The organism is Klebsiella sp. M5al (assembly GCF_002090195.1).
Classification (GTDB): Bacteria; Pseudomonadota; Gammaproteobacteria; order Enterobacterales; family Enterobacteriaceae; genus Klebsiella; species Klebsiella grimontii.
In genome coordinates this window covers 4,854,080-4,878,224 of record NZ_CP020657.1, presented here as the reverse complement: position 1 = coordinate 4,878,224, position 24,145 = coordinate 4,854,080, and the positions used below count along the sequence as shown (strand labels likewise).

Sequence of the window (24,145 nt, the reverse complement as noted above, 5' to 3'; positions counted from 1 at the left end):
TTCACAGAGAGATGTTCTGTTCAGTTTTGGCGTCAAAGATATGACACTTGTTGAGATCGAATTTGAAATGCACCTTGCGATGCAGCCCTTTCTCAATCATGGGCTTCGCTTCATCTGACGGCACGCGGGCGGTCAGTTCATAATCGGCGACCTTCAGATAGACGAAGAATTCATGGCCCATGTTTTCCACGCGTACCATTTCGCCGGTGCATGAACCTTCGGCGAACGGTTCATCGGAGATGGAGACAAACTCCGGGCGCACGCCGAAGAACACCTGCTGGTTCTTGTGGGTGTCGACCTTGCTCTGCAGCCTGTCGTTGAGCGGCAGCAGGCCATCGCCAACGGTCAGATGCAGGCGTCCCGCTTGCTCAACCAGCTGGCTGGGACGAATATTCATCTCCGGCGCGCCGATAAACCCGGCCACAAACATGTTTTTCGGCTTGTGGTAGAGGTTGTCCGGGGTATCCACCTGCATGATATGGCCCAGCTTCATCACGCAGATGCGGTCGCCCATGGTCATCGCTTCGGTCTGATCGTGGGTAACGTAAACGGTGGTCGCCGGTTTACCGGATTTCTTCAGCTGCTTGTGCAGGTCGGAAATACGGATACGCATCGAAGCGCGCAGCTTGGCGTCGAGGTTGGACAACGGTTCATCGAACAGGAACACATCCGGCTTCTTCACAATTGCGCGGCCAACCGCCACGCGCTGGGCCTGGCCGCCGGAAAGCTGGCGCGGCAGGCGGTCCAGCAGCTCTTCCAGCTCAAGGATTTTCGCCGCTTCGTTAACCTGGGCTTCAATTTGATCCTTCGGCAGCTTGCTCAGCTTGAGGCCGAAGGCGAGGTTCTCGCGCACCGTCATATGCGGATAGAGCGCGTAGTTCTGGAACACCATCGCGATACCGCGCGCTTTTGGCGCGAGGTTGTTCACGATTTTCTCGCCGATCCGCACTTCGCCGCCGCTGATGGTTTCCAGACCGGCCAGCATGCGCAGGGTGGTGGATTTGGCGCAGCCGGACGGCCCAACGATAACCATAAACTCGCCGTCCGCGATTTTCAGATCGATACCATGTACCGCCTTGAAGCCGTTGGAGTAGACCTTTTCCAGTTTGTTGAAAATAACTTCAGCCATGATATTTCCCTCTTAACCTTTAATTCCGCTGCTGGTAACGCCCTGTACGAAGTAGCGTTGTGCCAGGAAGAACACGATGATGGACGGCAGAATGGAGATGCTCGCCATTGCCAGAATTTCGTTCCACGGAGCGCCTTCCGTGACGTCGATGGACATTTTCAGCGCCAGCGCGATCGGATATTTATCCACGCTGTAGACGTAAATCAGCGGACCGATAAAGTCGTTCATCGACCACATGAACTGGAACAGCGCCACCGAGATAATCGCCGGTTTCAGAATCGGCACCACCACGTACCACAGCACCTGAATGGAGTTACAGCCGTCGATCTGCGCCGCTTCTTCCATGTCGCGCGGAACGCCGCGCAGGAACTGAATCAGCATGAAGACGAAGAACCCCTGGGTGGCGAAGGCCAGCGGCAGGTACAGCGGCAGATAGCTATTCAGCATGCCCATTTCACGGAACATCAGGTACTGCGGGATCAGCAGTACGGTGCTCGGCAGGAGCATGGTGGTGATCAGCGTGGCGAACCAGAATTTCTTCCACGGAATTTCGAAGCGGGCAAAGCCGTAGGCCACGATGGTAGAGGAGATAATGGTCAGCAGCACTTTCGGGATCACATACTTGAAGGTGTTCAGCATGTAGTGGCCGAAGTTGTACTCGGTGCCGGTTTTCCAGCCGTTGATAAAGCCATCCCAGGTCGCGTGGGCAGGCCACAGGCTCAGGGTGGTGAAGATCTCGTGGTTCGGTTTGAACGACGCCGAGAACATCCAGACCAGCGGGTAGAGCATCAGCAGGCCGACGAACAGCAGGATCACATAGCGGATACTGGCGTTGATTTTCTCACGACGCAGCGTCCGCGCGACTTCGCGTTCGGCGATGTCCCTTGCTTCAGACATGTGTTGGATATCAGCCATTTTTGCCTCCCTTATCGGCGGAGTAGAACACCCAATATTTCGAAGACTTAAACGCGATGGCGGCAAAAACTGCGACCACCAGGAACAGCACCCACGCCAGCGCCGCGCCGTAGCCCATATCGAAGTACTTAAAGGCGGTGTCGTAGATATAGAGCGAGAACAGATAGGTGGAGTAGGTCGGGCCGCCGCCGGTAATGACGTACGGGCCGGTAAACTCCTGGAACGCCTGAGTGGTCTGCATGATGAAGTTGAAGAAAATCACCGGCGTGATCAGCGGCACCGTGACCTTCATAAACATCTGCCATTTTGACGCGCCATCGATCATCGCCGCTTCATATTGTGATTGCGGAACGTTCTGCAGCGCCGCGAGGAAGATAACCATGGCCGAACCGAACTGCCAAACGCGCAGCAGGGTAACGGACATCAGCGCCAGCGAGGGCTCGCCGAGCCAGTTGACCGGATCGAAGCCGAGCACGCCAATAAAGCTGTTCAGCAGGCCATCGATAGCAAACAGCGCTCGCCACAGAACGGCAATCGCCACCGAGCTACCGAGGATGGACGGGATATAGTAGGCGGTACGGAAAAAACCGATGCCGCGCAGCTTAAAGTTGAGGACAAAAGCGATCCCCAGGGCGAAAGCCAGTTTTAACGGGATGGTTAAAAAGACATACGCGAACGTCACGCCCATGGATTTCCAGAAGAGGCCATCTTCGGTCAGCATGTAGCGATAGTTTTCGATGCCGTTAAACACCGGTGGACTCATCAAATCGTACTCAGTGAAACTGAGGAAGAAAGATGAAACAAAGGGAAAGGCGGTAAAGACTATCAGCCCTATGATATAGGGCGATATCCATGCCAATCCCAGCATTTTGTTTTCATTCATACATACCTACCTGGCTTGCGAGTTTGTAATACGGATTCGGGGTTACTGCCTTTCCCGCGGCCCGTGCCGCCGGAAAGTTAATGCGTTCCTGGTATGTCAGCGGTAAATCCTTCCCTGGCGATGGTTGATTGGTTGAAACTTTTCTTTCTTCTTATCCCTGAAGAACATGTGTTTTTTGATTTTGTCTTACCCGGCGTCCTGATTTTGTAAAACGCCGTTTTAATTTTATTTTATTGCTATTTATTACGGAGTCATTCGGTTGATCGCGGAAATGTGATCAAAGTCGAAACGATGTTTCAAAAAGGTGCTGGAGCGCGCATTTTGCAGAGATGAGAAGTCAGAGATACGGATGAGAGTCCGACGGAGAGAGGCTAGTCAGGCGAGATTGCTTGCGCTGCTAATCATTGCGGTGCGACATACTTTATGACAATTATTTGTAGCGGAAAAGTTCAGAAAATGGTGGGCATGCGCGGCATGCCCCGGGGAGGAGAGATTACTGTTGCAGAAAATCCTGACGAACGGGGGTAAAGGTATCAAGCAGCGTACCCGACTTCAGGCACACGCAGCCGTGCATAATGTTCGGTTTCTTGTAGAGCGTATCGCCGGCGCTGACCACGTGCTTTTCATCACCGATGGTGAACTCAAATTCGCCGGAGAGCACATAGGTGAGCTGCTCGTGCGGGTGATTGTGCATCGGCCCGATAGCGCCTGCTTCAAAGTTCACTTCAACCGCCATCATCTTGCCATCGTGCGCAAGAATACGGCGGGTGACGCCATTGCCCAGATCTTCAAGGGTGGTCTCTTTATGAAAAATAAACATCCGCTGGTCCTGTAATTAAATGAAACAATGTTTCATTTAATCTATCGCATAATCTTCTAAAAGGAAACGATCGCCTGGAGAAGTGGAAAGTCGATCACAACTTTGTTTTACTGAAACTTCACGCACGGAGGGATGATGAAAACGATTGGTCTGTTAGGCGGCATGAGCTGGGAATCGACGATTCCTTACTATCGTCTTATTAACGAAGGGATTAAAACGCGCCTCGGCGGGCTGCACTCCGCCAGCCTGCTGCTGCATAGCGTGGATTTCCACGAAATTGAAGTCTGCCAGTCCAGCGGCGACTGGGAGCGGGCGGGCGAGATCCTCGCCCGGGCGGCGCTCGGGCTACAGCAGGCGGGCGCCGAGGGGATTGTCCTGTGCACCAACACCATGCATAAGGTCGCGCAGGCCATTGAAACGCGCTGCGATGTGCCGTTCCTGCATATTGCCGATGCGACCGGTCGGGCGATTACCGCGAAGGGCCAGCGCCGCGTGGCTCTGCTGGGGACGCGCTATACCATGGAGCAGGATTTTTATCGCGGCCGCCTGCAGCAGCAGTTCGCTATCGACACGCTGATTCCAGAGGCGGAAGATCGTGAACGTATCAACCAGATCATCTTCGACGAACTGTGTCTGGGAACCTTTAGCGCAGACTCGCGCGACTACTATCTTCAGGTTATTGAGCTGCTGGCGGAGCAGGGGGCGGAAGGGGTGATTTTCGGCTGTACCGAAATCGGCCTGCTGGTGCCGGAAGAGAGCAGCCCGCTGCCGGTATTTGATACGGCCGCGATTCATGCGGCGGACGCGGTGGAATTTATGCTGTCGTAAGTACCGCTTCGAGCGGGGTGAGGATGCGCGGCATGCTCTCTTGCAGATGGCGAGCGAAAGCATCGACCAGCGCGGAGCCGGGACGGTGCAGCGGGCGCACCAGGCTAACGGTAAAAGGCACTTCAACGCTAAAACGGCGTACCACCACACCGTTCCCGGCATAATCGAGGGCGGTGAGCGGGTTAACCACCGAAATGCCGACCCCGGCCCGCACCATCGCGCAAATGGAGGCGGCGCTGTGCGTCTCCACCACCATCCGCCGTTTGACCTGATGTTCGACAAACAGGGCATCGAGCAGCTGGCGATAGCTATCGGTGCGCGACAGGCTAATATAGTTTTCGCCGTGAAAATCCACCGGCGTCAGCGCTGGCTTTGCCGCCAGCGAATGGCCCTGCGGCAGTACGCACACTTCATTGAGGGTCAGCAGCGGCGTACGCTCGGTTCCGGCGGGGGTATGCAGGGTTTCCGTTAATCCCAGATCGTGGCGCTGGGCCGATAGCCACTCCTCCAGCAGCGGTGACTCCTGAGGGACGATTTGCAGGCTGACGTCAGGGTAGCGGGCTAAAAACGGCGCCAGCAGTAGCGGCAATAGCGATTGGGAGAAGACCGGCAGACAGGCTATCGACAGCTCCCCCTGGCGGAACTCGCGCAGGCTTTCCGCGGCGCTGACGATTCTGTCCAGGCCATACCAGGAGCGCTGGACCTCTTCAAACAGACGTAATCCCTGAACCGTAGGCTGCAGGCGCCCGCGGGTACGGGAGAATAGCGTCAACCCCAGCACCTTTTCAAAACGCGCCAGCTCGCGGCTAACGGTGGGCTGCGAGGTATGCAGCATGCGTGCGGCCTCGGTCAGATTGCCGGTGGTCATCACCGCATGGAAGATTTCAATATGGCGCAGGTTGACGGCGGGCATGGGTGTTCCTTAAGTGGCGCAAGCCATATCATTTTTGCATAGACTGGCAATAAAACGATATTTTTTATTACGTACGCGCTGTGGCGTAATCGTAAAAAACAGAGATAACGCACACACACAGCACCGGAGTTCTTTATGCCACACTCGCTTTACGCCACCGATACCGACCTGAGCGCAGAAAACCTGCTGCGTCTGCCTGCCGAGTTCGGCTGCCCGGTTTGGGTTTATGATGCGCAGATTATCCGCCGCCAGATTGCCCAGTTGAGCAAGTTCGACGTGGTGCGTTTTGCGCAGAAGGCCTGCTCCAATATCCACATTCTGCGCCTGATGCGCGAGCAGGGCGTGAAGGTCGATTCGGTGTCGCTGGGCGAGATCGAGCGCGCGCTGGCGGCGGGGTACGATCCGCATCAGCATCCGGACGATGTCGTCTTTACCGCTGACCTGATCGACGACGCGACGCTGGCGCGGGTTAAAGAACTGCAGATCCCGGTCAACGCCGGATCTATCGATATGCTGAGCCAGCTGGGCGAAGTTTCTCCTGGCCATCGCGTCTGGCTGCGCGTTAACCCGGGCTTCGGCCACGGCCATAGCCAAAAAACCAATACCGGCGGCGAAAACAGCAAGCACGGGATCTGGCACAGCCATTTAACGGCGGCGCTGGAAGTGATGCGCCGTTACCAGCTCCAGCTGGTGGGTATTCATATGCATATCGGTTCTGGGGTCGACTATGGCCACCTGGAACAAGTTTGCGGCGCGATGGTGCGACAGGTGGTTGAATTCGGCCAGGATCTGCAGGCGATCTCCGCCGGCGGCGGGCTGTCGATCCCGTATCACGAAGATGAAGAGGCGATCGACACCGATCACTACTTCGGCTTATGGAACGCCGCGCGCGAGCAGATCGCTAAACATCTGGGTCATCCGGTGAAGCTTGAGATCGAGCCGGGTCGTTTCCTGGTGGCGGAATCCGGGGTGCTGGTTTCTCAGGTTCGCAGCGTGAAGGAGATGGGCAGCCGCCACTTCGTGCTGATTGACGCCGGGTTTAATGATTTGATGCGCCCGGCGATGTACGGCAGCTATCACCATATTACCGCTCTCGCTGCGGATGGCCGCGATCTGCGCGCCGCGGCGCAGATTGAAACCGTGGTGGCCGGGCCGCTGTGCGAATCGGGCGATGTCTTTACCCAGCAGGAAGGGGGGAAAGTGGAAACCCGCCTGCTGCCTGCGGTGGCGCCGGGGGATTATCTGGTGCTGCACGATACCGGCGCTTACGGCGCGTCGATGTCTTCTAACTACAACAGCCGTCCGCTGCTGCCGGAGGTGCTGTTCGACAACGGCAAAGCGCGGCTGATTCGTCGTCGCCAGACCATTGAAGAGCTGTTGGCGCTTGAGCTGCTGTAAAGTGGTACCCGAAGGCCTTTTGCGTTTCTGTCGGGTGGCGGCTGGCGCCTTACCCGCCCTACAGGGGATTGCGGATTTTTGTAGGCCCGGTAAGGCGTTAGCCGCCACCGGGCGATTCCAGCTAATTATTTGTAATACGGGCCGGTTGTCACCGACTCGCGCAGCACCAGCTTGCCGGTAAACGGCGGTATGGTCTCGATCGGCTGACCGTTGGCAAGCTTAATGGCCTGATCGATAGCGGTGGTGATCATGTTGTCGATCGGCAAATAGACCGTCGATAGCCCCGGCTCCAGCCATTTCGCGCTCGGCGCGTCATCAAAACCAAACAGCGAAATATCCTGCGGGATCCGCAGCCCTGCCTGATGCAGCGCTTTCGACGCGCCCAGCGCCATATCATCGTTACAGGAAAACAGCGCGCTAAACGGCGTCTTCTCTTCCAGCAGCTCGCAGCACAGCTCATAGCCGCGGCTCATGGTGGAGTCACCGTATTTCACTTTCGCCGGATCCCACTTGATGCCGTGCTTTTTCAGCGCGTTACGATACCCTTCCAGGCGGGCTTTGCCCGTCGGCGTGTGCATCGGCACGGTTAAACAGGCAATATCGCGATGGCCCTGGGTAATCAGGTACTCCACCGCCTGGAACGCCGCATCCTGCTGTTCGAAGAACACGCAGCGCTCCCGCGCCTGGCTAACGTCGCGGTTAATCACCACCAGCGGCATGGCGATGGACTCAATCAGCGACATGATCTTCTTTTCGCTCATATGGCGGGTGTAGAGCACGATGGCGTCGCACTGGCGATCGGCCAGCATCTGCACCGCCTCTTCTTCACGCTCCGGCGCATCGTGGCCGTCGGTGACGATCAGCTGTTTGCCCCAGGCTTCCGTCTGGCGGGAGGCCTGCTGCAGCAGGCGACCAAAATAGAAGCCGTCAAAGGTGGAAACCACCAGACCGATGCTGTTGCTGGTGCGGTTCGCCAGCGAGCGGGCGAGAAAGTTAGGCCGATAGCCCAGCTCTTCCATCGCCTTAAAAACCTGTTGGCGGGTGCTCTCTTTCACCTGACCCGTGCCGTTCAACACGCGGGAAACCGTCGCTTTAGAGACGCCTGCGCGAATTGAGACATCCAGCATTGTAGCCATTCATCCGATTCCTGATATCACGTGGTAACCCGCAGTTTATCACAGACATTCAGGGGGATATGGCCTCATGGCGCGGCAAAAAAACCATCGCGATCACGCTTTTACAGGAATTGATCGGGTGGAAAGTAAAACCGCCAATGCGGTATGCCAATTATCACCTTTCTGGAATACCAATGAGCGGGTTGGGAGCTTAATCACAGAACTTATTTTCACCAGTCGCTATTTTTTGGTATGCCAATAGGTGTTTGGCTGTACACCTGGTGCGCTATAAGCCCTTAAACCTGAGGTATCCTCTATGGCATTGCAGGACAAACTGATCGACTCACTGGGGAGTTTCGCCACGAAATTCAACAGCTACCGCTATATCATGGCGATAAAATCCGCTTTTATTACCCTGATGCCGGTGATCATCGTTGGCGCCTTTTCGGTGCTGATTTCCAATATGGTGCTGGATCCGAAAAACGGGCTCGCCAGCTTTCAGGCGCTCTCGTTTCTGGCGGCGCTGAAACCCATTACCAGCGCCATCAATTACGCCACCCTTAACTTTCTCAATATTGGCGCGGTCTTTCTTATCGGCATCGAACTGGGGCGGATTAACGGCATCAAGAGCCTGTTCCCCGGTCTTCTGGCGGTGATCTGCTTTATCTGCGTCACGCCAACCACCGTCGAGATGATGGTCGACGGCCAAATGCATGAAGTGAAAGATGTGCTGCTGCGCCAGTTCTCCGATACCCGCAGCCTGTTCCTCGGTATGTTTATCGCCATTCTGTCGGTGGAGATCTACTGCTGGCTGGAGGGCCGCAAGGGGCTGAAGATCAAGATGCCGGATACCGTGCCGCCCAACGTCTCGGCGTCATTTTCCGCGCTGATCCCGGCCATTATCACCACCACGGTGATTGCCACCTTTGGCTTTATTTTCCATCAGGCCACCGGCATGTACCTGTATGACGCGGTCTATCAGGTGGTGCAGCAGCCGCTGGAACGCGTGGTGCAAAGCCTGCCGGGGATCCTGCTGCTGATGTTTGTCGCGCAGCTGTTCTGGGTTATCGGCATCCACGGCAACCAGATGATCAAACCGATCCGCGAACCGCTGCTGCTGGGAGCGATCGCCGTCAATATGAGCGCCTTTGAGCAGGGCAAAGAGGTGCCGAATATCATCACCATGCCGTTCTGGGATGTTTATATGAGCATCGGCGGATCGGGGCTGACGATTGGCCTGCTGATCGCGGTCATGATCGCCACCAAACGCAAAGAGATGAAAGAGATCGCCAAGCTGTCGATTGGACCGGGCCTGTTCAACATCAACGAACCGGTGATTTTCGGCATGCCGATCATGCTCAATCCGATCCTCGCGATCCCCTTTATTATCACACCGCTGGTGACCGGCAGCATCGGCTACTTCGCGACCGCCGCCGGTTTTGCCGGTAAAGCGGTGGTGATGGTGCCGTGGACCACGCCGCCGCTGATCAACGCCTGGCTCTCCACGGCGGGTTCGATGGGGGCGGTGGTGACGCAGCTTATCTGCATCCTGACCGCGGTGCTGATCTATCTGCCGTTCGTCAAAATTGCCTCCCGCCGCGCGGAAAACGCCCAGCGCCAGGCGGAAAACACACCCACTAGCCAACAGATATGAGGACACGATGACGACAGTAAGGATGGCGATCCCCCACGACTTTATCCTCGGTGCCGCCGCTTCGGCGTGGCAAACCGAGGGCTGGAGCGGCAAAAAAGAGGGCCAGGACTCCTGGCCGGATCTGTGGTACAAAAACGACCGCCACGTCTGGCATAACGGCTACGGCCCGGCGGTGGCGACCGATTTTATCAACCGCTTTCGCGAAGACGTGCAGCTGATGAAGCTGGCGGGGCTGACCCACTACCGCACGTCGATTAACTGGTCGCGCTTTCTCACCGATTATGAAAACGTCACGGTCGATGAAGACTATGCGGCGTACTACGACCAGCTCTTCGATGAACTGCTGGCCAACGGCATCGAGCCGATGATCTGCCTTGAGCATTATGAACTTCCCGGCTATTTGCTGGAGCAGTACGGCGGCTGGGCGTCGAAAAAGGTGGTTGAGCTGTTTGTGCAGTACGCGGAGAAAGTGTTCGCCCGCTATCACCACCAAGTCACGCGCTGGTTTACCTTCAATGAACCGATCGTCGTGCAGACCCGCGTTTATCTGGATGCGCTGCGCTGGCCTTACGAGCAGAACACCGGCACCTGGATGCAGTGGAATCACCACAAGGTGCTGGCGACGGCAAAAGTGGTCCGGCTGTTTCGCGAGAAAGGCTATCGCGGCACGGTCGGCTGCATTCTTAACCCGGAGGTCACCTACCCGCGTTCAAACGCGCCGCACGACGTGCGCGCCGCCGAACGCTACGATCTGTTTTATAACCGGGTTTTCCTCGATCCGCTGGTCCACGGCGTCTACCCGCCCGAGCTGTTGAACCTGCTCGAACAGCACCACGTCTCATGGGATTATGACGCGCAAGAGCTGGCGCTTATCCGCGAAAACACCGTCGATGAGCTGGGGATTAACCTTTACTACCCGCATCGCGTCAAAGCCCCCTCGCGCGCCTGGCATCCGCAGACGCCGTTCCACCCGGCTTACTATTATGAGCCCTTTGAGCTACCGGGGCGGCGGATGAATAGCTCTCGCGGCTGGGAAATTTATCCGCAAATCGTTTTTGATATGGCGATGCGGATCAAGCAGGACTATCGCAATATTCCGTGGTTTGTGGCGGAAAGCGGCATGGGCGTGGAAAACGAAGGGCAGTTTCGCAATCGCGAAGGCGCCATCGCCGACGACTACCGGATCCGTTTTATCAGCGAGCATCTGTGGCAAACGCTGCGCGCGAGGGAAGCGGGGGCCAACTGTCACGGCTACATGCTGTGGGCCTTTACCGACAACGTTTCGCCGATGAACGCGTTTAAAAATCGCTACGGGCTGATTGAAATCGATTTACAAAATAATCGTGCCCGGCGGCCCAAGGCTTCCGCCAGCTGGTTCCGTAAGCTAGGCGAGAGTCGCGAATTGACGCTGGATATTGACGATGAGTGGCGCTAGGCGGACGGAAATTTTGCTAAGATAGCGGCCGATATTGACTCGCAGGTTCATAACGCACAGGTGATATTGTGGAGAAGGCTATCATTCCGCCGGAAAAGAAACCCTACCAGGAAATAGGTGATGATTTACGCGCACAGATTGCGCAGGGGCGCTACCCCATCGGGTCGCGCCTGCCGCCGGAACGCAATATCGCCGAGACCTACGGCGTGAGCCGGACCATCGTCCGCGAAGCGCTGCTGATGCTGGAGCTGCAGGGGACGGTCGATATTCGCCAGGGCTCCGGGGTGTACGTCATGCGCATCCCGCACGAGGACGATAGCGAGGAAGAACAGATGCTGAGCAGCGACGTCGGGCCGTTCGAAATCCTGCAGGCCCGCCAGCTGCTGGAGAGCAATATCGCCGCCTTTGCTGCCAAAATGGCGACCCGCGCCGATATCGATAACCTGAAGCGCATTATCGAGCAGGAGCAGCGGGCCATTGCCGCCAACGATACCAGCCAGGATAACGCCCGTCTGTTTCACCTGGTGCTGGCCGGGGCGACGCAAAATCAGATGCTGCTGGCGACGGTCGAGCGTATCTGGCTGCAGATGGACAGCAGCCCGCTGTGGCAGCAGTTCAACGTGCATATCGCCAGCCGGGCGTACCGGCTGAAGTGGCTCGGCGACCGGCAAACGCTCCTCGCCGCTCTGCGCCGACGCGATGTGATGGGGGCCTGGCAGGCAATGTGGCAGCATCTTGAAAACGTCAAAAACAGCCTGCTGGAGCTCTCCGATGAAGACGCGCCGGACTTTGACGGCTATCTGTTTGAATCGGTCCCAATTTTTCAGGGGAAGCTGGTGTGATCATTCAGCCCCTCCACGCCGCGCCGCAGCACGCTTCACGGGTGACGGAATGGCTATGGCAGGTTTTTGGCGGTGAAACGCTGCCGCAGGCGTTCTTCGCCAGCATTGTCGGGCATAGCCAGACCCCGGGGGCGCTGCCGATAACCTTTATTGCCGCTGAAGGGGAGATGCTGCTGGGCACCGTCGGCCTGTGGCGCTGCGATTTAATCAGCCGTCAGGATCTCTATCCGTGGATGGCGGCGCTCTACGTGGCTCCTGAAGCGCGCGGGCGGGGGCTGGCGGGGAAACTACAGCAGCACGTTATCGGCTATGCCCGAACGCAGGGCTATAGCGAGCTGTTTCTCTACTCCGCCTGCCGCGATTTTTATGAACGTTTCGGCTGGCAGTATATCGGCGAAGGCCTGGATTATCCGGCCGTCGCCGTCAGTTTATACCGCTACGATTTATCGCTATCGAGAGGCGCAATCACCGAGTGACGGCGGACCAGCGTGGGGCTGAAAAGATGGGTAATCTCCGGCGGCGGGCGATGTTCCGCCAGCGCTAACGCCAGCTCCGCGGCCTGCGTCGCCATGGTGACAATCGGATAGCGTACGGTGGTCAAACGCGGGCGCACGTAGCGCGAAATCAGCACATCATCAAAGCCAATCAGCGAAATCTCGCGCGGCACATCAATCCCGTTATCGTTTAATACGCCCATTGCGCCGGCGGCCATTGAGTCGTTATAGCAGGCGACGGCGCTGAAGTTTCTGCCGCGGCCCAGCAGCTCGGTTATGGCCTGTTCTCCACCGCTCTCATCGGGTTCGGCAAAGGTCACCAGGCGATCGTTACACGGCAGATCGCTCTCTTTTAACGCCGCGTAGTAGCCCTGCAGGCGGTCTTCGGCATCGGAAATAGCGTGGTTTGAGCAGAGATAGCCGATGCGGGTGTGCCCCTGCTGAATCAGGTGGCGGGTCGCGAGCCATGCGCCGTAGCGGTCATCCAGCGCAACGCAGCGCTGCTCGAAGCCGGGGAGGATGCGGTTAATCAGCACCATGCCGGGAATTTGCTTCATCAGCGAGGCCAGTTCGTCATCGGGGATGATTTTGGCGTGGACCACCAGCGCGGCGCAGCGGTGGCGAATCAGCTGTTCGATCGCCTGGCGCTCTTTATGGAGGTTGTGATAGCCGTTACCGATCAGCAAAAAATTACCGGTATTGTAGGCGACCTGCTCGACGGCTTTCACCATCGCGCCGAAGAAGGGGTCGGAGACATCACCTACCACCAGGCCGACGGTTTCCGTTGACTGCTGCGCCAGCGCGCGGGCGTTGGCGTTGGGATGATAATTTAGCGTTTCCATCGCGGCGCCTACCGACTGGCGCGACGCTTCGCTGGCTTTCGGTGAATTGTTGATAACGCGGGAGACGGTAGCGACGGAAACTCCTGCGAGCCGGGCTACATCCTTAATAGTCGCCATACCAGGCCTTTTTTAGGGTAAGCGTTTACATAACGTTTATGTTACGGGAAAGCGCGGCAGATTCAAGGCTTGCGACTTTTGGGTTCATGCAATTGTGACGCAGATTAGCGTTGCGGGTGAAATAGTTACCCACAGGCGAGCGGAGAATGATTCCGGGAAACGACAATTCACACCTTTGCTTACACTTTGCGATTGGCTGTTGCGAATGTTCGCTGGTTTACCCATTCATTGCATTGATACTCTGGCTATCCCAGAGGTATTGATAGGTGGAGTCAACTTCAGGTTGACCACTTAATTACACCAGCCTGCGCAGATGCGCAGGTTTTTTTTTGCCCGCCGTTGGCCATTGTTACAGTTCGCGAAAAAAGTAATAACTGGTTGCACTTAGGCTCATTCACTTGCGTTTTATGGCTGGCGCCAGCGGCGGAAAAAACGAGACAATCAGGATCCCAGAGGTATTGATTGGTGAGTTTTTTAAGTACGCTTTTCGTACTGATTATCTTGCACCGACCTGCGCGGATGCGCAGGTTTTTTTTGTCCTGAATTCCGCTCCTCCTGGTGCATTTTCCGCCCCTTCTCATGTAACCTGCTTTGACTGATTAACCGGTCAAACGGAGTTGTTATGCTTTTGGGATTTTTTAGACTGCTTTTCAAAGGATTGTATCGGGTAAGGCTTACCGGTGACACGCAGGCGTTGTACCAGCAAAAGGTACTGATCACCCCAAACCATGTCTCTTTTATTGACGGCGTACTGCTGGCGCTTTTCCTGCCGGTGCGCCCGGTCTTCGCGGTCTATTCCTCAATCAGCGATCGCTGGTTTATGCGCGCGCTAAAGCCGATTATTGATTTTGTGCCGCTGGACCCGACCAAACCGATGTCGATAAAGCATCTGGTCCGCCTGATTGAGCAGGGGCGTCCGGTGGTGATTTTCCCGGAAGGGCGAATCTCGGTGAGCGGTTCACTGATGAAAATTTACGACGGCGCCGCCTTTGTGGCGGCGAAGTCACAGGCGACTATTGTGCCGCTGAGAATCGAAGGCGCTGAATTAACTCCCTTCAGCCGCCTGAAAGGGCTGGTCAAACGCCGTATGTTCCCGCGCATTCAGCTGCACCTGCTGCCGCCGACGCATCTGCCAATGCCCGATGCGCCTCGCGCCCGCGAGCGGCGTAAAATTGCCGGTGAAATGCTGCATCAGATCATGATGGAAGCGCGGATGGCGGTGCGCCCGCGCGAAACGCTGTATGAGTCGCTGCTGGCGGCCCAGGACCGCTTCGGCGCGCGCAAAAACTGCGTGGAAGATATCAATTTTCAGCCGGACACCTACCGTAAGCTGCTGACCAAAACCCTCTTCGTGGCGCGCATTCTGGAAAAATACAGCGCCCAGGGCGAAAAAATCGGCCTGATGTTGCCGAACGCCGGAATTAGCGCGGCGGTGATTTTCGGCGCGATTGCCCGCGGGCGGATCCCAGCGATGATGAACTATACCGCCGGGGTCAAAGGCCTGAGCAGCGCCATTACCGCCGCGGAAATCAAAACCATCTTTACCTCACGCACCTTCCTCGATAAAGGCAAACTCTGGCACCTGCCGGAGCAGCTGACCCAGGTGCGCTGGGTGTTCCTCGAAGATTTAAAAGGCGACGTCACCGCCGTCGATAAGCTGTGGATTTTTGCTCACCTGATGATGCCGAAGCTGGCTCAGGTTAAGCAGCAGCCGGAAGACGCGGCGATGATCCTCTTTACCTCCGGCTCGGAAGGCAATCCGAAAGGGGTGGTGCATAGCCATAAAAGCCTGCTGGCCAACGTCGAACAAATTAAAACCATTGCCGACTTTACCGCGAATGACCGCTTTATGTCGGCGCTGCCGCTGTTTCACTCCTTTGGCCTGACGGTTGGCCTACTGACGCCGCTGTTTACCGGCGCGGAAGTGTTCCTCTATCCCAGCCCGCTGCATTATCGCGTGGTGCCGGAGCTGGTGTACGACCGAAACTGTACCGTGCTGTTCGGCACCTCCACCTTCCTTGCCAACTACGCCCGCTTCGCAAATCCGTATGATTTTTACCGCCTGCGCTACGTTGTCGCCGGGGCGGAGAAGCTGCAGGAGAGCACGAAGCAGATCTGGCAGGACAAGTTTGGTCTGCGCATTCTTGAAGGCTACGGCGTCACCGAATGCGCGCCGGTAGTCTCGATCAACGTGCCGATGGCGGCGAAAGTGGGCACCGTTGGCCGAATTCTGCCGGGGATGGATGCGCGTCTGCTGGCGATGCCGGGAATTGAAGAAGGGGGCCGTTTGCAGCTTAAAGGGCCAAACATTATGAACGGCTATCTGCGGGTGGAAAATCCTGGGGTACTGGAAGCGCCAGCGGCGGAAAATCAGCACGGCGAAGTTGAGGCCGGCTGGTACGACACCGGAGATATCGTCAGCTTTGACGAGCAGGGCTACGTGCGGATTCAGGGCCGCGCGAAGCGCTTTGCCAAAATCGCCGGTGAGATGGTGTCGCTGGAGATGGTCGAACAGGTGGCGCTGGCGGTTTCGCCGGACAAAATGCACGCTACGGCGATTAAACAGGATGCCAGCAAAGGCGAGGCGCTGGTGCTGTTTACTACCGATAATGAACTGAATCGTGAAAAACTGCTGCGCTATGCCCGTGAACACGGCGTACCGGAGCTGGCGGTACCGCGCGACATTCGCTGGCTCAAGCAGCTCCCGGTTCTGGGCAGCGGCAAGCCGGACTTTGTCACCCTTAAAGGCATGGTTGAACAGACGGAAGATTCGGATGAGTGAGTCAGTACACACTAACGGTTCGCTGTATTCGAAAGGGATGATGGCGGTTATCTGCGCCCAGTTTCTTTCGGCGTTTGGCGATAACGCGCTGCTGTTCGCTACCCTGGCGCTGATGAAGCAGCTGTTCTATCCGGAGTGGAGCCAGCCGGTATTACAGATGTTGTTTGTGGGCGCTTACATTCTCTTCGCGCCGTTTGTCGGACAGTTTGCCGATAGCTTTGCCAAAGGGCGGGTAATGATGGCGGCTAACGGCCTGAAGCTGGTCGGCGCGGGCTGTATCTGCTTCGGCGTGAATCCGTTTATTGGCTATACGCTGGTGGGTATCGGCGCCGCCGCCTATTCTCCGGCTAAATACGGCATTCTCGGCGAGCTGACCACCGGCGATAAGTTAGTGAAAGCGAACGGCCTGATGGAGTCATCGACCATTGCGGCGATCCTGCTCGGCTCAATGGCGGGCGGTATCCTCGCCGACTGGCACGTCGTGGCGGCGCTCAGCGTCTGCGCGGTGGTGTACGCCGGGGCGGTGGTCGCCAACCTGTGGATCCCGAAGCTGCCGGCGGCTCGTCCCGGACAGTCGTGGCGCTTCAGGCCGATGACCCACAGCTTCTTTAGCGCCTGTACGACGCTATGGCGCAACGGTGAGACGCGCTTTTCGTTAGTCGGCACCAGCCTGTTCTGGGGGGCGGGCGTGACGCTGCGCTTTCTGCTGGTGCTGTGGGTCCCGGTGGCGCTGGGCATTACCAGCAACGCCATGCCGACTTACCTTAACGCGATGGTGGCGGTGGGGATCGTACTGGGGGCCGGCGCGGCGGCGAAGCTGGTGACGCTGGAAACGGTGTCGCGCTGTATGCCTGCCGGGATATTGATTGGCGTGGCGGTTATCTTTTTCGCCATCCAGCAGGCGCTGCTGCCGGCGTTTGCTCTGCTGCTGCTGCTCGGGGCGTTCGGGGGCTTCTTTATCGTGCCGCTGAACGCGCTGCTTCAGGAGCGCGGCAAACATACGGTTGGTGCGGGCAACGCTATCGCGGTGCAAAACCTCGGTGAAAACGTGGCGATGCTGCTGATGCTGGGCCTCTATTCGCTGGCGGTGAGCATCGGCATTCCTGTCGTCGGCGTGGGGATTGGCTTTGGTACGGTGTTTGCTCTGGCGATCGCCGCCCTGTGGATTTGGGGACGGCGTAAATAATCTCCCGGAGGCGGCGCGTTGCGCCTGCCCGGGCTACAAAACCGCACGAACGTGTAGCCCGGACAGATGCGCAGCATCGCCTCCGGGAAAGCGGCCAGCGCGGTTGCGCAATTTCGTCGCCCGGGTACGGGAAATATCCCCGGCTAAGCGCAGAGGGAGTAGCCCGTATAAGGCGTTAGCCGCAATCCGGGCGCTTTTACGGCCTTACGGCGCCGGGTAGGTATAAACCTGATGCACCGCTTCAATCTCGGCTAAAACCTCTGCGCTCAGATCCAGATGCAGGCTTTCGACATTGGTCTTAAGCTGCTCCATGGTCGTTGCGCCGAGCAGGGTGCTGGCGACAAAAGGCTGACGACGCACGAAGGCCAGCGCCATCTGCGCCGGATCAAGATTGTGCCGCCTGGCGATATCGACATAGGCCGCCACTGCGTTTTGCGTTTGCTCGCCGCTGTAGCGCGTAAAACGGCTGAACAGCGTATTGCGCGCGCCCGCCGGTTTCGCGCCGTTGAGGTATTTCCCGGTCAGCGTACCGAACGCCAGACAGGAATAGGCCAGCAGCTCAACGCCCTCATACTGGCTGACTTCCGCCAGCCCCACTTCATAGCTGCGGTTCACCAGGCTGTACGGGTTCTGAATCGTCACGATGCGCGGCAGATCGTGCTTATCCGCCAGATGGAGATAGCGCATCACGCCAAACGCCGTTTCGTTGGAGACGCCAATATAGCGAATCTTACCGGCGCGCTGGAATTCGGCCAGCGCGTCCAGCGTATCCAGCAGGGTGACGACCGGCGCGGAATCGGCCCAGGTGTAGCCCAGCTTGCCGAAACAGTTGGTCGGGCGCTGCGGCCAGTGGACCTGATAGAGGTCGAGATAATCGGTCTGCAGACGCTTCAGGCTGTCGTGCAGCGCATCGCGGATGTTTTTGCGATCCAGCTTGTGGTCAGGACGAATGCTGCTGTCGTTATTGCGGGCAGGGCCGCTGACTTTAGAGGCGACAACCAGCTTTTCGCGATTGCCGCGCTTCGCCAGCCAGTTGCCGACGTAGGTTTCCGTCAGGCCCTGGGTTTCCGGGCGCGGCGGGACGGGATACATTTCAGCGACATCAATCAGGTTAATGCCCTGACTAACCGCGTAATCGAGCTGCTCGTGCGCGTCTGCCTCGCTATTCTGCTCACCAAACGTCATTGTGCCCAGCCCCAGCGTGCTGATCTCAAGAGAACTGTGTGGGATACGGTGATACTGCATAGCCGGCTTCCTTTTTTTATCAACAAGGTCAGGCGTTCCCCGACAAAGGAATATAAAAATGGCAGAGGGGGAGAAAAAGGGGAAGTAAAAAATCAAAAAAGCCGGGTTGACGCGCTCCGGCCCGCTTAATCCTGGCGGGCAGATCCGGTATGTCCCGACTCTTTTCTTAAATCTGAAGAATAATGAAAGCTGCTCAACCCGGCGATAAAGGAGACATCGCTGCCTGTCGGCGGGTCTTAACGTTTAATAATCTGCGAAACGTCGTCACGATTGATCTGCATTTTATTACCCTGCTGATCTTCGTAGCTGATAAGGCCGGTATCGTCATCTATGGCGGGCTTACCGTCGGTCAGAATCATGCGACCATCTTTGGTTGCCATGACGTAATCGCTGCTGCAACCGGAAACCGAGAACGCCAGTCCTACGGCGGAAATCAATACTGCCCATTTTTTCATCGTTATCACCCCTATTATAGCCGCACCTCGCACCAGTATATTAATAGCCTGATTTATGAGACATAAAAAGCAGTTAAGTCTTAAAAAAGGATTGCAGCCCGTTTCAGGGCTGCATTTTAGCGGGCTACAGCGGATTTTTTTTATTGCGCAGCAGGTTGAGGCTTTCAACCGCAATCGAAAAGAACATCGCGAAGTAGATGTAGCCTTTCGGTACGTGCACGTCGAAACTTTCGAGCATCAGCGTGAAGCCGACGAGGATCAAAAACGACAGCGCCAGCATTTTCACCGAAGGATGGCGGTCAACAAAATCGCCTATCGGACGGGCGGCGACCATCATCACCAGCACCGCGATGACCACTGCAGCCATCATGATAAACAGATGGTCTGACAGCCCGACGGCTGTGATCACCGAATCAAGACTGAAAATAATATCCAGCAGCATAATCTGCACGATGGCGCCCATAAAGGAATGGACGTTGGTTTTCAGCCCTTCTTCTTCACCTTCGATCGATTCGTGAATCTCTTTACTCGCCTTCCAGATCAGGAACAGCCCGCCCAGCAGGAGGATCAGATCGCGAAACGAGATCTCCTGGCCTAGCACGGTAAAGAGCGGATTGGTGAGCTTGACGACCCACGCGATTGACGCCAGCAGCGCCAGACGCATGATCATCGCACCCATTAGCCCAATGCGGCGAGCGTGAGCCCGTTGCGCCGTGGGCAGCTTAGCGACCACCAGAGAGAGGAAAATAATATTATCGATCCCGAGCACTATCTCCAGCAGCGTCAGCGTACCAAGCGCCAGCCAGGCGTTAGGATCGGTTACCCATGCAAATAACATCGTTCAAAGTCCTGCAAAATAGAAAGATGCGATTATATGCAACCGTCACGACAGAACAAAAAAATAATCATCTGCAGGCCGTTATTTAGGAGGAGAGAAGAAAATGGCGGGCCAGCAGGGCGGCGGTAAAGTTTTTCTTCAGGTAGAAACCGCGCGGTAAGGTGAGGATCGGCTCGCCGCGGGCGCCTACGGCCTCGGTCAGCGCTTTGCTGTTTGCCGCTTTCGGGCGCAGCTGCAGCACTTCGCCGTGGCGGGCGGTAATGCGTTCGACCTGGCCAAGCACGATCAGATCCATCAGCTCTTCCCAGTCCATCCGCAGTTGGCGATCTTCTTCTTCGCTGGGGCTCCACAGCAGCGGAGCGCCGACGCGGCGATCGGCCAAAGGGATCGTACGCTCGCCCTCTACCGGCACCCACAGCACGCGCTTGAGCTTATGGCGCACGTGGCTGCTCTCCCAGGTCACGCCGCTGTTGCCGGTGAGCGGCGCGACGCAGACGAAGGTGGTTTCCAGCGGGCGGCCTGAAGAATCGATGGGGATCGTTTTCAGCTCGACGCCGAGGGCGGCGAAATCCTGCTCCGGCTTGCTGCCTGCGCTGGCGCCCAGCCATATCTCCAGCAGAATGCCGATCCAGCCTTTATCGCGTTTTAAATCGCGCGGAATCGGAATCCCGGCAAGCTGGGCCAGTTCACCCAGCGAATAGCCTGCCAGCTGCTGCGCCTGAGCCAGAAGCTGCTCCTGGCTTTGCGGAGGGGATAAGAGCGGCGCGATGGTCGGCATAACGTAAAACCTCTGACTAAAAAGTGAGCAGTAATTTCATCCGTTGTGGATAGAGTTTACCTTTTCTTGAGTAAGTATGACAATTTGATGATTCGTATGACTTTTTTTTCGTTTTTTTGCCGCGGTGAAAATGGTGAAACGGGGTTTTCCAGAACTGGTCACCGACAATGAACAGGATCTTACACCCTGTTATCCACAGAAAAATGGGATAACTGGGGAAAAGCCCCACTACTGTTTCCATTTACAGCCTTGACGTGAGAGGAAAATCGAGTTTTTAGACAAAATATGCCCAGCTCGCTTGCGTAATCTGTGGATAAAACCAACATTGCTCGATCTTTCATCAGTTCCAGGATCGCTTATGTGATGATCATCACGTTATACTGTGAATTATGAAATTTAAACATGCTAACATAATGAAAATTAGGTCATTATTATTAAGGGTTATGACTACGCCGTTCGGATGATTCCGGGTTTTCCCTGGTTAATTCCATACTTCTTCACAACTCTATCCACAGAAAAAGTGAATAAAATCGTCCGGGTATGGCTTTCGCTGTTTATAACTCTGGGTATTACTGTGAGTTATTCAAATGTTATTCGAACTCATCGCTCTCACAGAGTGGTTTACCGTTTCCAGCGAGTGTGAAACAATCATTCACATTGAAGCTTATTTTGAGGTAGTCCGGTGATTGATGACGATGGCTACCGCCCAAATGTCGGTATTGTAATCTGTAATCGCCAGGGCCAGGTTATGTGGGCCAGGCGCTATGGTCAGCACTCGTGGCAGTTCCCGCAAGGGGGCATAAATCCAGGAGAATCAGCAGAGCAGGCGATGTATCGGGAATTGTTCGAAGAAGTGGGGTTAAGCCGTAAAGATGTGCGGATCCTTGCTTCAACCCGTAACTGGTTGCGTTACAAATTGCCTAAACGTTTGGTGCGTTGGGACACAAAGCCGGTATGTATCGGCCAGAAACAGAAGTGGTTTCTCCTGCAATTGATCGGCAGCGATGCGGATGTCAATATGCAAACCAGCAGTACACCTGAGTTTGATGGCTGGCGATGGGTAAGCTACTGGTACCCGGTGCGCCAGGTGGTGTCGTTTAAGCGCGACGTATACCGCAGGGTGATGAAAGAGTTCGCCAGCGTCACAATGGCGCTGGCGGAAAGCACGCCTAAGCCGCAAAGCGCGCCTGCATATCGACGTAAAAGAGGTTAAGCCACGCACATTATGCTCACTCGGTTGCGAGAAATAGTCGAGAAGGTCGCGAGTGCGCCGCGTTTAAACGAGGCGCTGGATATCCTGGTCACCGATATCTGCGCCGCGATGGAGACGGAAGTCTGTTCGGTTTATCTGGCTGACAATGACCGACGCTGTTATTACCTGATGGCGACGCGCGGGTTGAAAAAGCCCCGCGGGCGCATCGTTGCGCTCGCTTTTGACGAAGGTCTGGTGGGCCTGGTGGGCCGCCTGGCGGAACCCATTAACCTCGCCGACGCGCAAAAGCACCCCAGCTTTAAATACATTCCCGCAGTAAAAGAGGGCCGTTTTCGCGCCTTCCTCGGCGTGCCGATTATCCAGCGGCGTCAGCTGCTCGGCGTGCTGGTCGTACAGCAGCGCGAACTGCGCCAGTTTGATGAAAGCGAAGAGTCATTTCTGGTCACCCTGGCTACGCAAATCGCCGGCATTCTCTCTCAGTCCCAGCTAAACGCGCTGTTTGGTCAATATCGTCAGACCCGCATCCGCGCGCTGCCCGCTTCGTCAGGCGTGGCGATTGCCGAAGGCTGGATGGACGTCAGCCTGCCGCTGATGGAGCAGGTGTATGAAGCCTCGACGCTCGATACCGCTTCCGAGCGCGAGCGGCTGACTGGCGCGCTGGAAGAGGCGGCGAACGAATTTCGCCGCTACAGCAAGCGCTACGCTGCCGGCGCGCAAAAAGAGACGGCGGCCATCTTTGACCTCTATTCGCACCTGCTTTCCGACGCGCGTCTGCGCCGCGAACTGTTCGCCGAAGTCGATAAAGGCGCGGTGGCCGAATGGGCGGTGAAGAAGATTATCGAGAAGTTTGCCGAACAGTTTGCCGCGCTCAGCGACGGCTATCTGAAAGAGCGCGCGGGCGATCTGCGCACGCTGGGCCAGCGGCTGCTTTTCCATCTTGATGATAGTATTCAGGGGCCAAACACCTGGCCGGAGCGTATCGTACTGGTGGCGGATGAACTGTCGGCCACCACCTTAGCGGAGGTTCCTCAGGATCGTTTAGCCGGCGTGGTGGTGCGCGATGGCGCGGCCAACTCGCATGCCGCGATTATGGTGCGCGCGCTGGGGATCCCGACGGTAATGGGCGCGGATATTCAGCCTTCGCTGCTGCACGGGCATACCCTGATTGTCGACGGCTATCGCGGCGAGCTATTGGTCGACCCGGAGCCGGTGCTGCTGCAAGAGTATCAGCGCCTGATCAGCGAAGAGAACGAGCTTAGTCGCCTGGCTGAGGACGATCTTGAACGCGCTTCTGAACTGAAAAGCGGCGAGCGGGTAAAAGTGATGCTCAACGCGGGCCTCAGCCCTGAGCACGAAGAAAAGCTCGGCAATTTCGTCGACGGTATCGGCCTTTACCGTACCGAAATCCCCTTTATGCTGCAAAGCGGCTTCCCGTCTGAAGAGGAGCAGGTTGCCCAGTATCAGGGCATGCTGCAGATGTTCAACGAGAAATCGGTCACCCTGCGCACGCTGGATATCGGGGCGGATAAACAGCTGCCGTATATGCCGATCAGCGAAGAGAATCCGTGCCTTGGCTGGCGCGGAATTCGGATCACGCTCGATCAGCCGGAGATCTTTCTGGTGCAGGTCCGCGCGATGCTGCGCGCCAACGCGGCGACCGGAAACCTCAGTATCCTGCTGCCGATGGTCACCAGTCTCGATGAAGTGGATGAGGCCCGTCGCCTGATCGATCGCGCCAGCCGCGAAGTGGAAGAGATGATCGGCTACGCCATTCCCCGTCCGCGTCTCGGCGTGATGCTGGAAGTGCCGTCGATGGTGTTTATGCTGCCGCAGCTGGCGAATCGCGTCGATTTTATCTCCGTTGGCACCAACGACCTGACCCAGTACATTCTGGCGGTGGATCGCAACAATACCCGGGTCGCCAGTATGTACGACAGCCTGCATCCGGGCGTTTTGCGGGCGCTGGCGATGATTGCCCGCGACGCCGAGCGTTTTGGTATCGACCTGCGCCTGTGCGGCGAAATGGCGGGCGATCCGATGTGCGTGACGATCCTGATCGGGATGGGCTATCGCCATCTGTCGATGAACGGTCGTTCGGTGGCGAGGGTGAAATATCTGCTGCGGCGTATCGATATTAATGAGGCTCAGGAGCTTTCCCAACGTAGCCTGGACGCGCAGATGACCGCCGAAGTGCGCCATCAGGTCGCGGCTTTTATGGAGCGACGCGGACTCGGCGGCCTGATTCGCGGCGGCCGGTAGCGGA

Annotated in this window: 21 protein-coding genes; 10 read left to right on the top strand and 11 right to left on the bottom strand. The window is 56.8% G+C overall.

Translation table 11 applies throughout. The features are described 5' to 3' along the window. Position 1 precedes the first annotated feature (1 nt). The 4 genes from BWI76_RS23390 to BWI76_RS23375 form a co-directional block, all read right to left on the bottom strand. Complete coding sequence (locus BWI76_RS23390; RefSeq protein WP_004132950.1) at positions 2-1,129, bottom strand: ABC transporter ATP-binding protein; 1,128 nt, start codon at positions 1,127-1,129, stop codon at positions 2-4. Between the two features lie 12 nt (positions 1,130-1,141). Continuing rightward, positions 1,142-2,044, bottom strand: coding sequence for a carbohydrate ABC transporter permease (locus BWI76_RS23385; RefSeq protein ID WP_024358558.1), 903 nt, complete (start codon positions 2,042-2,044; stop codon positions 1,142-1,144). Further along, complete coding sequence (locus tag BWI76_RS23380; protein ID WP_004115132.1) at positions 2,037-2,927, bottom strand: carbohydrate ABC transporter permease; 891 nt, start codon at positions 2,925-2,927, stop codon at positions 2,037-2,039. The genes BWI76_RS23385 and BWI76_RS23380 overlap by 8 nt, the downstream gene beginning before the upstream one ends. A 493-nt stretch (positions 2,928-3,420) precedes the next feature. Next, positions 3,421-3,747: a cupin domain-containing protein gene (locus BWI76_RS23375; protein ID WP_004132953.1), complete on the bottom strand. Its 327-nt coding sequence runs from the start codon at positions 3,745-3,747 to the stop codon at positions 3,421-3,423. A gap of 135 nt (positions 3,748-3,882) precedes the next feature. Here BWI76_RS23375 and BWI76_RS23370 point away from each other — a divergent pair, with 135 nt between their 5' ends. After that, entirely contained in the window at positions 3,883-4,575 is a 693-nt protein-coding gene (locus BWI76_RS23370; protein WP_024358557.1) for an aspartate/glutamate racemase, read from the top strand. Here the strand turns inward: BWI76_RS23370 and BWI76_RS23365 are convergent. Next, on the bottom strand, positions 4,562-5,488 hold the full coding sequence (locus BWI76_RS23365) for a LysR family transcriptional regulator (RefSeq protein WP_004132958.1): 927 nt from the start codon (positions 5,486-5,488) through the stop codon (positions 4,562-4,564). The two genes, BWI76_RS23370 and BWI76_RS23365, sit on opposite strands and share 14 nt — an antisense overlap. A 135-nt stretch (positions 5,489-5,623) precedes the next feature. Between BWI76_RS23365 and lysA the strand changes: the two genes are divergently transcribed. Continuing rightward, positions 5,624-6,886: a diaminopimelate decarboxylase gene (gene lysA, locus BWI76_RS23360; RefSeq protein WP_024358556.1), complete on the top strand. Its 1,263-nt coding sequence runs from the start codon at positions 5,624-5,626 to the stop codon at positions 6,884-6,886. 125 nt (positions 6,887-7,011) lie between these two features. Here the strand turns inward: lysA and BWI76_RS23355 are convergent, their stop codons facing one another. After that, entirely contained in the window at positions 7,012-8,013 is a 1,002-nt protein-coding gene (locus BWI76_RS23355; RefSeq protein ID WP_171820851.1) for a LacI family DNA-binding transcriptional regulator, read from the bottom strand. Positions 8,014-8,317: 304 nt separating this feature from the next. On the opposite strand from BWI76_RS23355, the gene BWI76_RS23350 reads away from it, so the two are divergent. From BWI76_RS23350 to BWI76_RS23335, 4 genes are all read left to right on the top strand, one after another. Continuing rightward, on the top strand, positions 8,318-9,655 hold the full coding sequence (locus BWI76_RS23350) for a PTS sugar transporter subunit IIC (RefSeq protein WP_004132963.1): 1,338 nt from the start codon (positions 8,318-8,320) through the stop codon (positions 9,653-9,655). Between the two features lie 7 nt (positions 9,656-9,662). Beyond that, positions 9,663-11,090 carry a glycoside hydrolase family 1 protein gene (locus tag BWI76_RS23345; protein ID WP_004132965.1) on the top strand — a complete coding sequence of 476 codons (1,428 nt, stop codon included), beginning with the start codon at positions 9,663-9,665 and terminating at the stop codon, positions 11,088-11,090. A gap of 68 nt (positions 11,091-11,158) precedes the next feature. After that, positions 11,159-11,932, top strand: a complete 774-nt coding sequence (locus BWI76_RS23340) for a GntR family transcriptional regulator (RefSeq protein ID WP_004105268.1) — start codon at positions 11,159-11,161, stop codon at positions 11,930-11,932. Next, positions 11,929-12,408: a GNAT family N-acetyltransferase gene (locus BWI76_RS23335; protein ID WP_004132975.1), complete on the top strand. Its 480-nt coding sequence runs from the start codon at positions 11,929-11,931 to the stop codon at positions 12,406-12,408. The genes BWI76_RS23340 and BWI76_RS23335 overlap by 4 nt, the downstream gene beginning before the upstream one ends. Here BWI76_RS23335 and galR read toward each other — a convergent pair. Further along, complete coding sequence (gene galR, locus BWI76_RS23330) at positions 12,369-13,385, bottom strand: HTH-type transcriptional regulator GalR (protein WP_004132976.1); 1,017 nt, start codon at positions 13,383-13,385, stop codon at positions 12,369-12,371. The genes BWI76_RS23335 and galR overlap by 40 nt on opposite strands. 622 nt (positions 13,386-14,007) lie before the next feature. Between galR and aas the strand changes: the two genes are divergently transcribed. Together aas and lplT are read left to right on the top strand one after the other, a co-directional pair. Next, positions 14,008-16,167 (top strand): bifunctional acyl-ACP--phospholipid O-acyltransferase/long-chain-fatty-acid--ACP ligase, encoded by a 2,160-nt coding sequence (aas, locus tag BWI76_RS23315; protein ID WP_004132978.1) that lies wholly within the window; start codon positions 14,008-14,010, stop codon positions 16,165-16,167. Continuing rightward, a complete protein-coding gene (lplT, locus tag BWI76_RS23310) occupies positions 16,160-17,353 on the top strand; it encodes a lysophospholipid transporter LplT (RefSeq protein WP_024358551.1) in 1,194 nt (397 codons plus the stop codon). The genes aas and lplT overlap by 8 nt, the downstream gene beginning before the upstream one ends. Before the next feature lie 204 nt (positions 17,354-17,557). On the opposite strand, the gene BWI76_RS23305 is transcribed toward lplT, so the two are convergent. The 4 genes from BWI76_RS23305 to mutH all read right to left on the bottom strand — a co-directional run bounded on the left by BWI76_RS23305 (position 17,558) and on the right by mutH (position 20,669). Continuing rightward, positions 17,558-18,598, bottom strand: coding sequence for an NADP(H)-dependent aldo-keto reductase (locus tag BWI76_RS23305; protein ID WP_004132981.1), 1,041 nt, complete (start codon positions 18,596-18,598; stop codon positions 17,558-17,560). 236 nt (positions 18,599-18,834) lie between these two features. After that, a complete protein-coding gene (locus BWI76_RS23300) occupies positions 18,835-19,053 on the bottom strand; it encodes a YgdI/YgdR family lipoprotein (RefSeq protein ID WP_004105255.1) in 219 nt (72 codons plus the stop codon). Between the two features lie 124 nt (positions 19,054-19,177). Then, complete coding sequence (locus BWI76_RS23295; protein ID WP_004132983.1) at positions 19,178-19,891, bottom strand: TerC family protein; 714 nt, start codon at positions 19,889-19,891, stop codon at positions 19,178-19,180. A gap of 85 nt (positions 19,892-19,976) precedes the next feature. Next, on the bottom strand, positions 19,977-20,669 hold the full coding sequence (gene mutH, locus BWI76_RS23290) for a DNA mismatch repair endonuclease MutH (protein WP_004124598.1): 693 nt from the start codon (positions 20,667-20,669) through the stop codon (positions 19,977-19,979). 682 nt (positions 20,670-21,351) lie between these two features. Between mutH and rppH the strand changes: the two genes are divergently transcribed. Continuing rightward, on the top strand, positions 21,352-21,882 hold the full coding sequence (gene rppH, locus BWI76_RS23275) for an RNA pyrophosphohydrolase (RefSeq protein ID WP_004124593.1): 531 nt from the start codon (positions 21,352-21,354) through the stop codon (positions 21,880-21,882). A gap of 12 nt (positions 21,883-21,894) precedes the next feature. Next, entirely contained in the window at positions 21,895-24,141 is a 2,247-nt protein-coding gene (ptsP, locus tag BWI76_RS23270; protein ID WP_024358549.1) for a phosphoenolpyruvate--protein phosphotransferase, read from the top strand. Positions 24,142-24,145 lie beyond the last annotated feature (4 nt).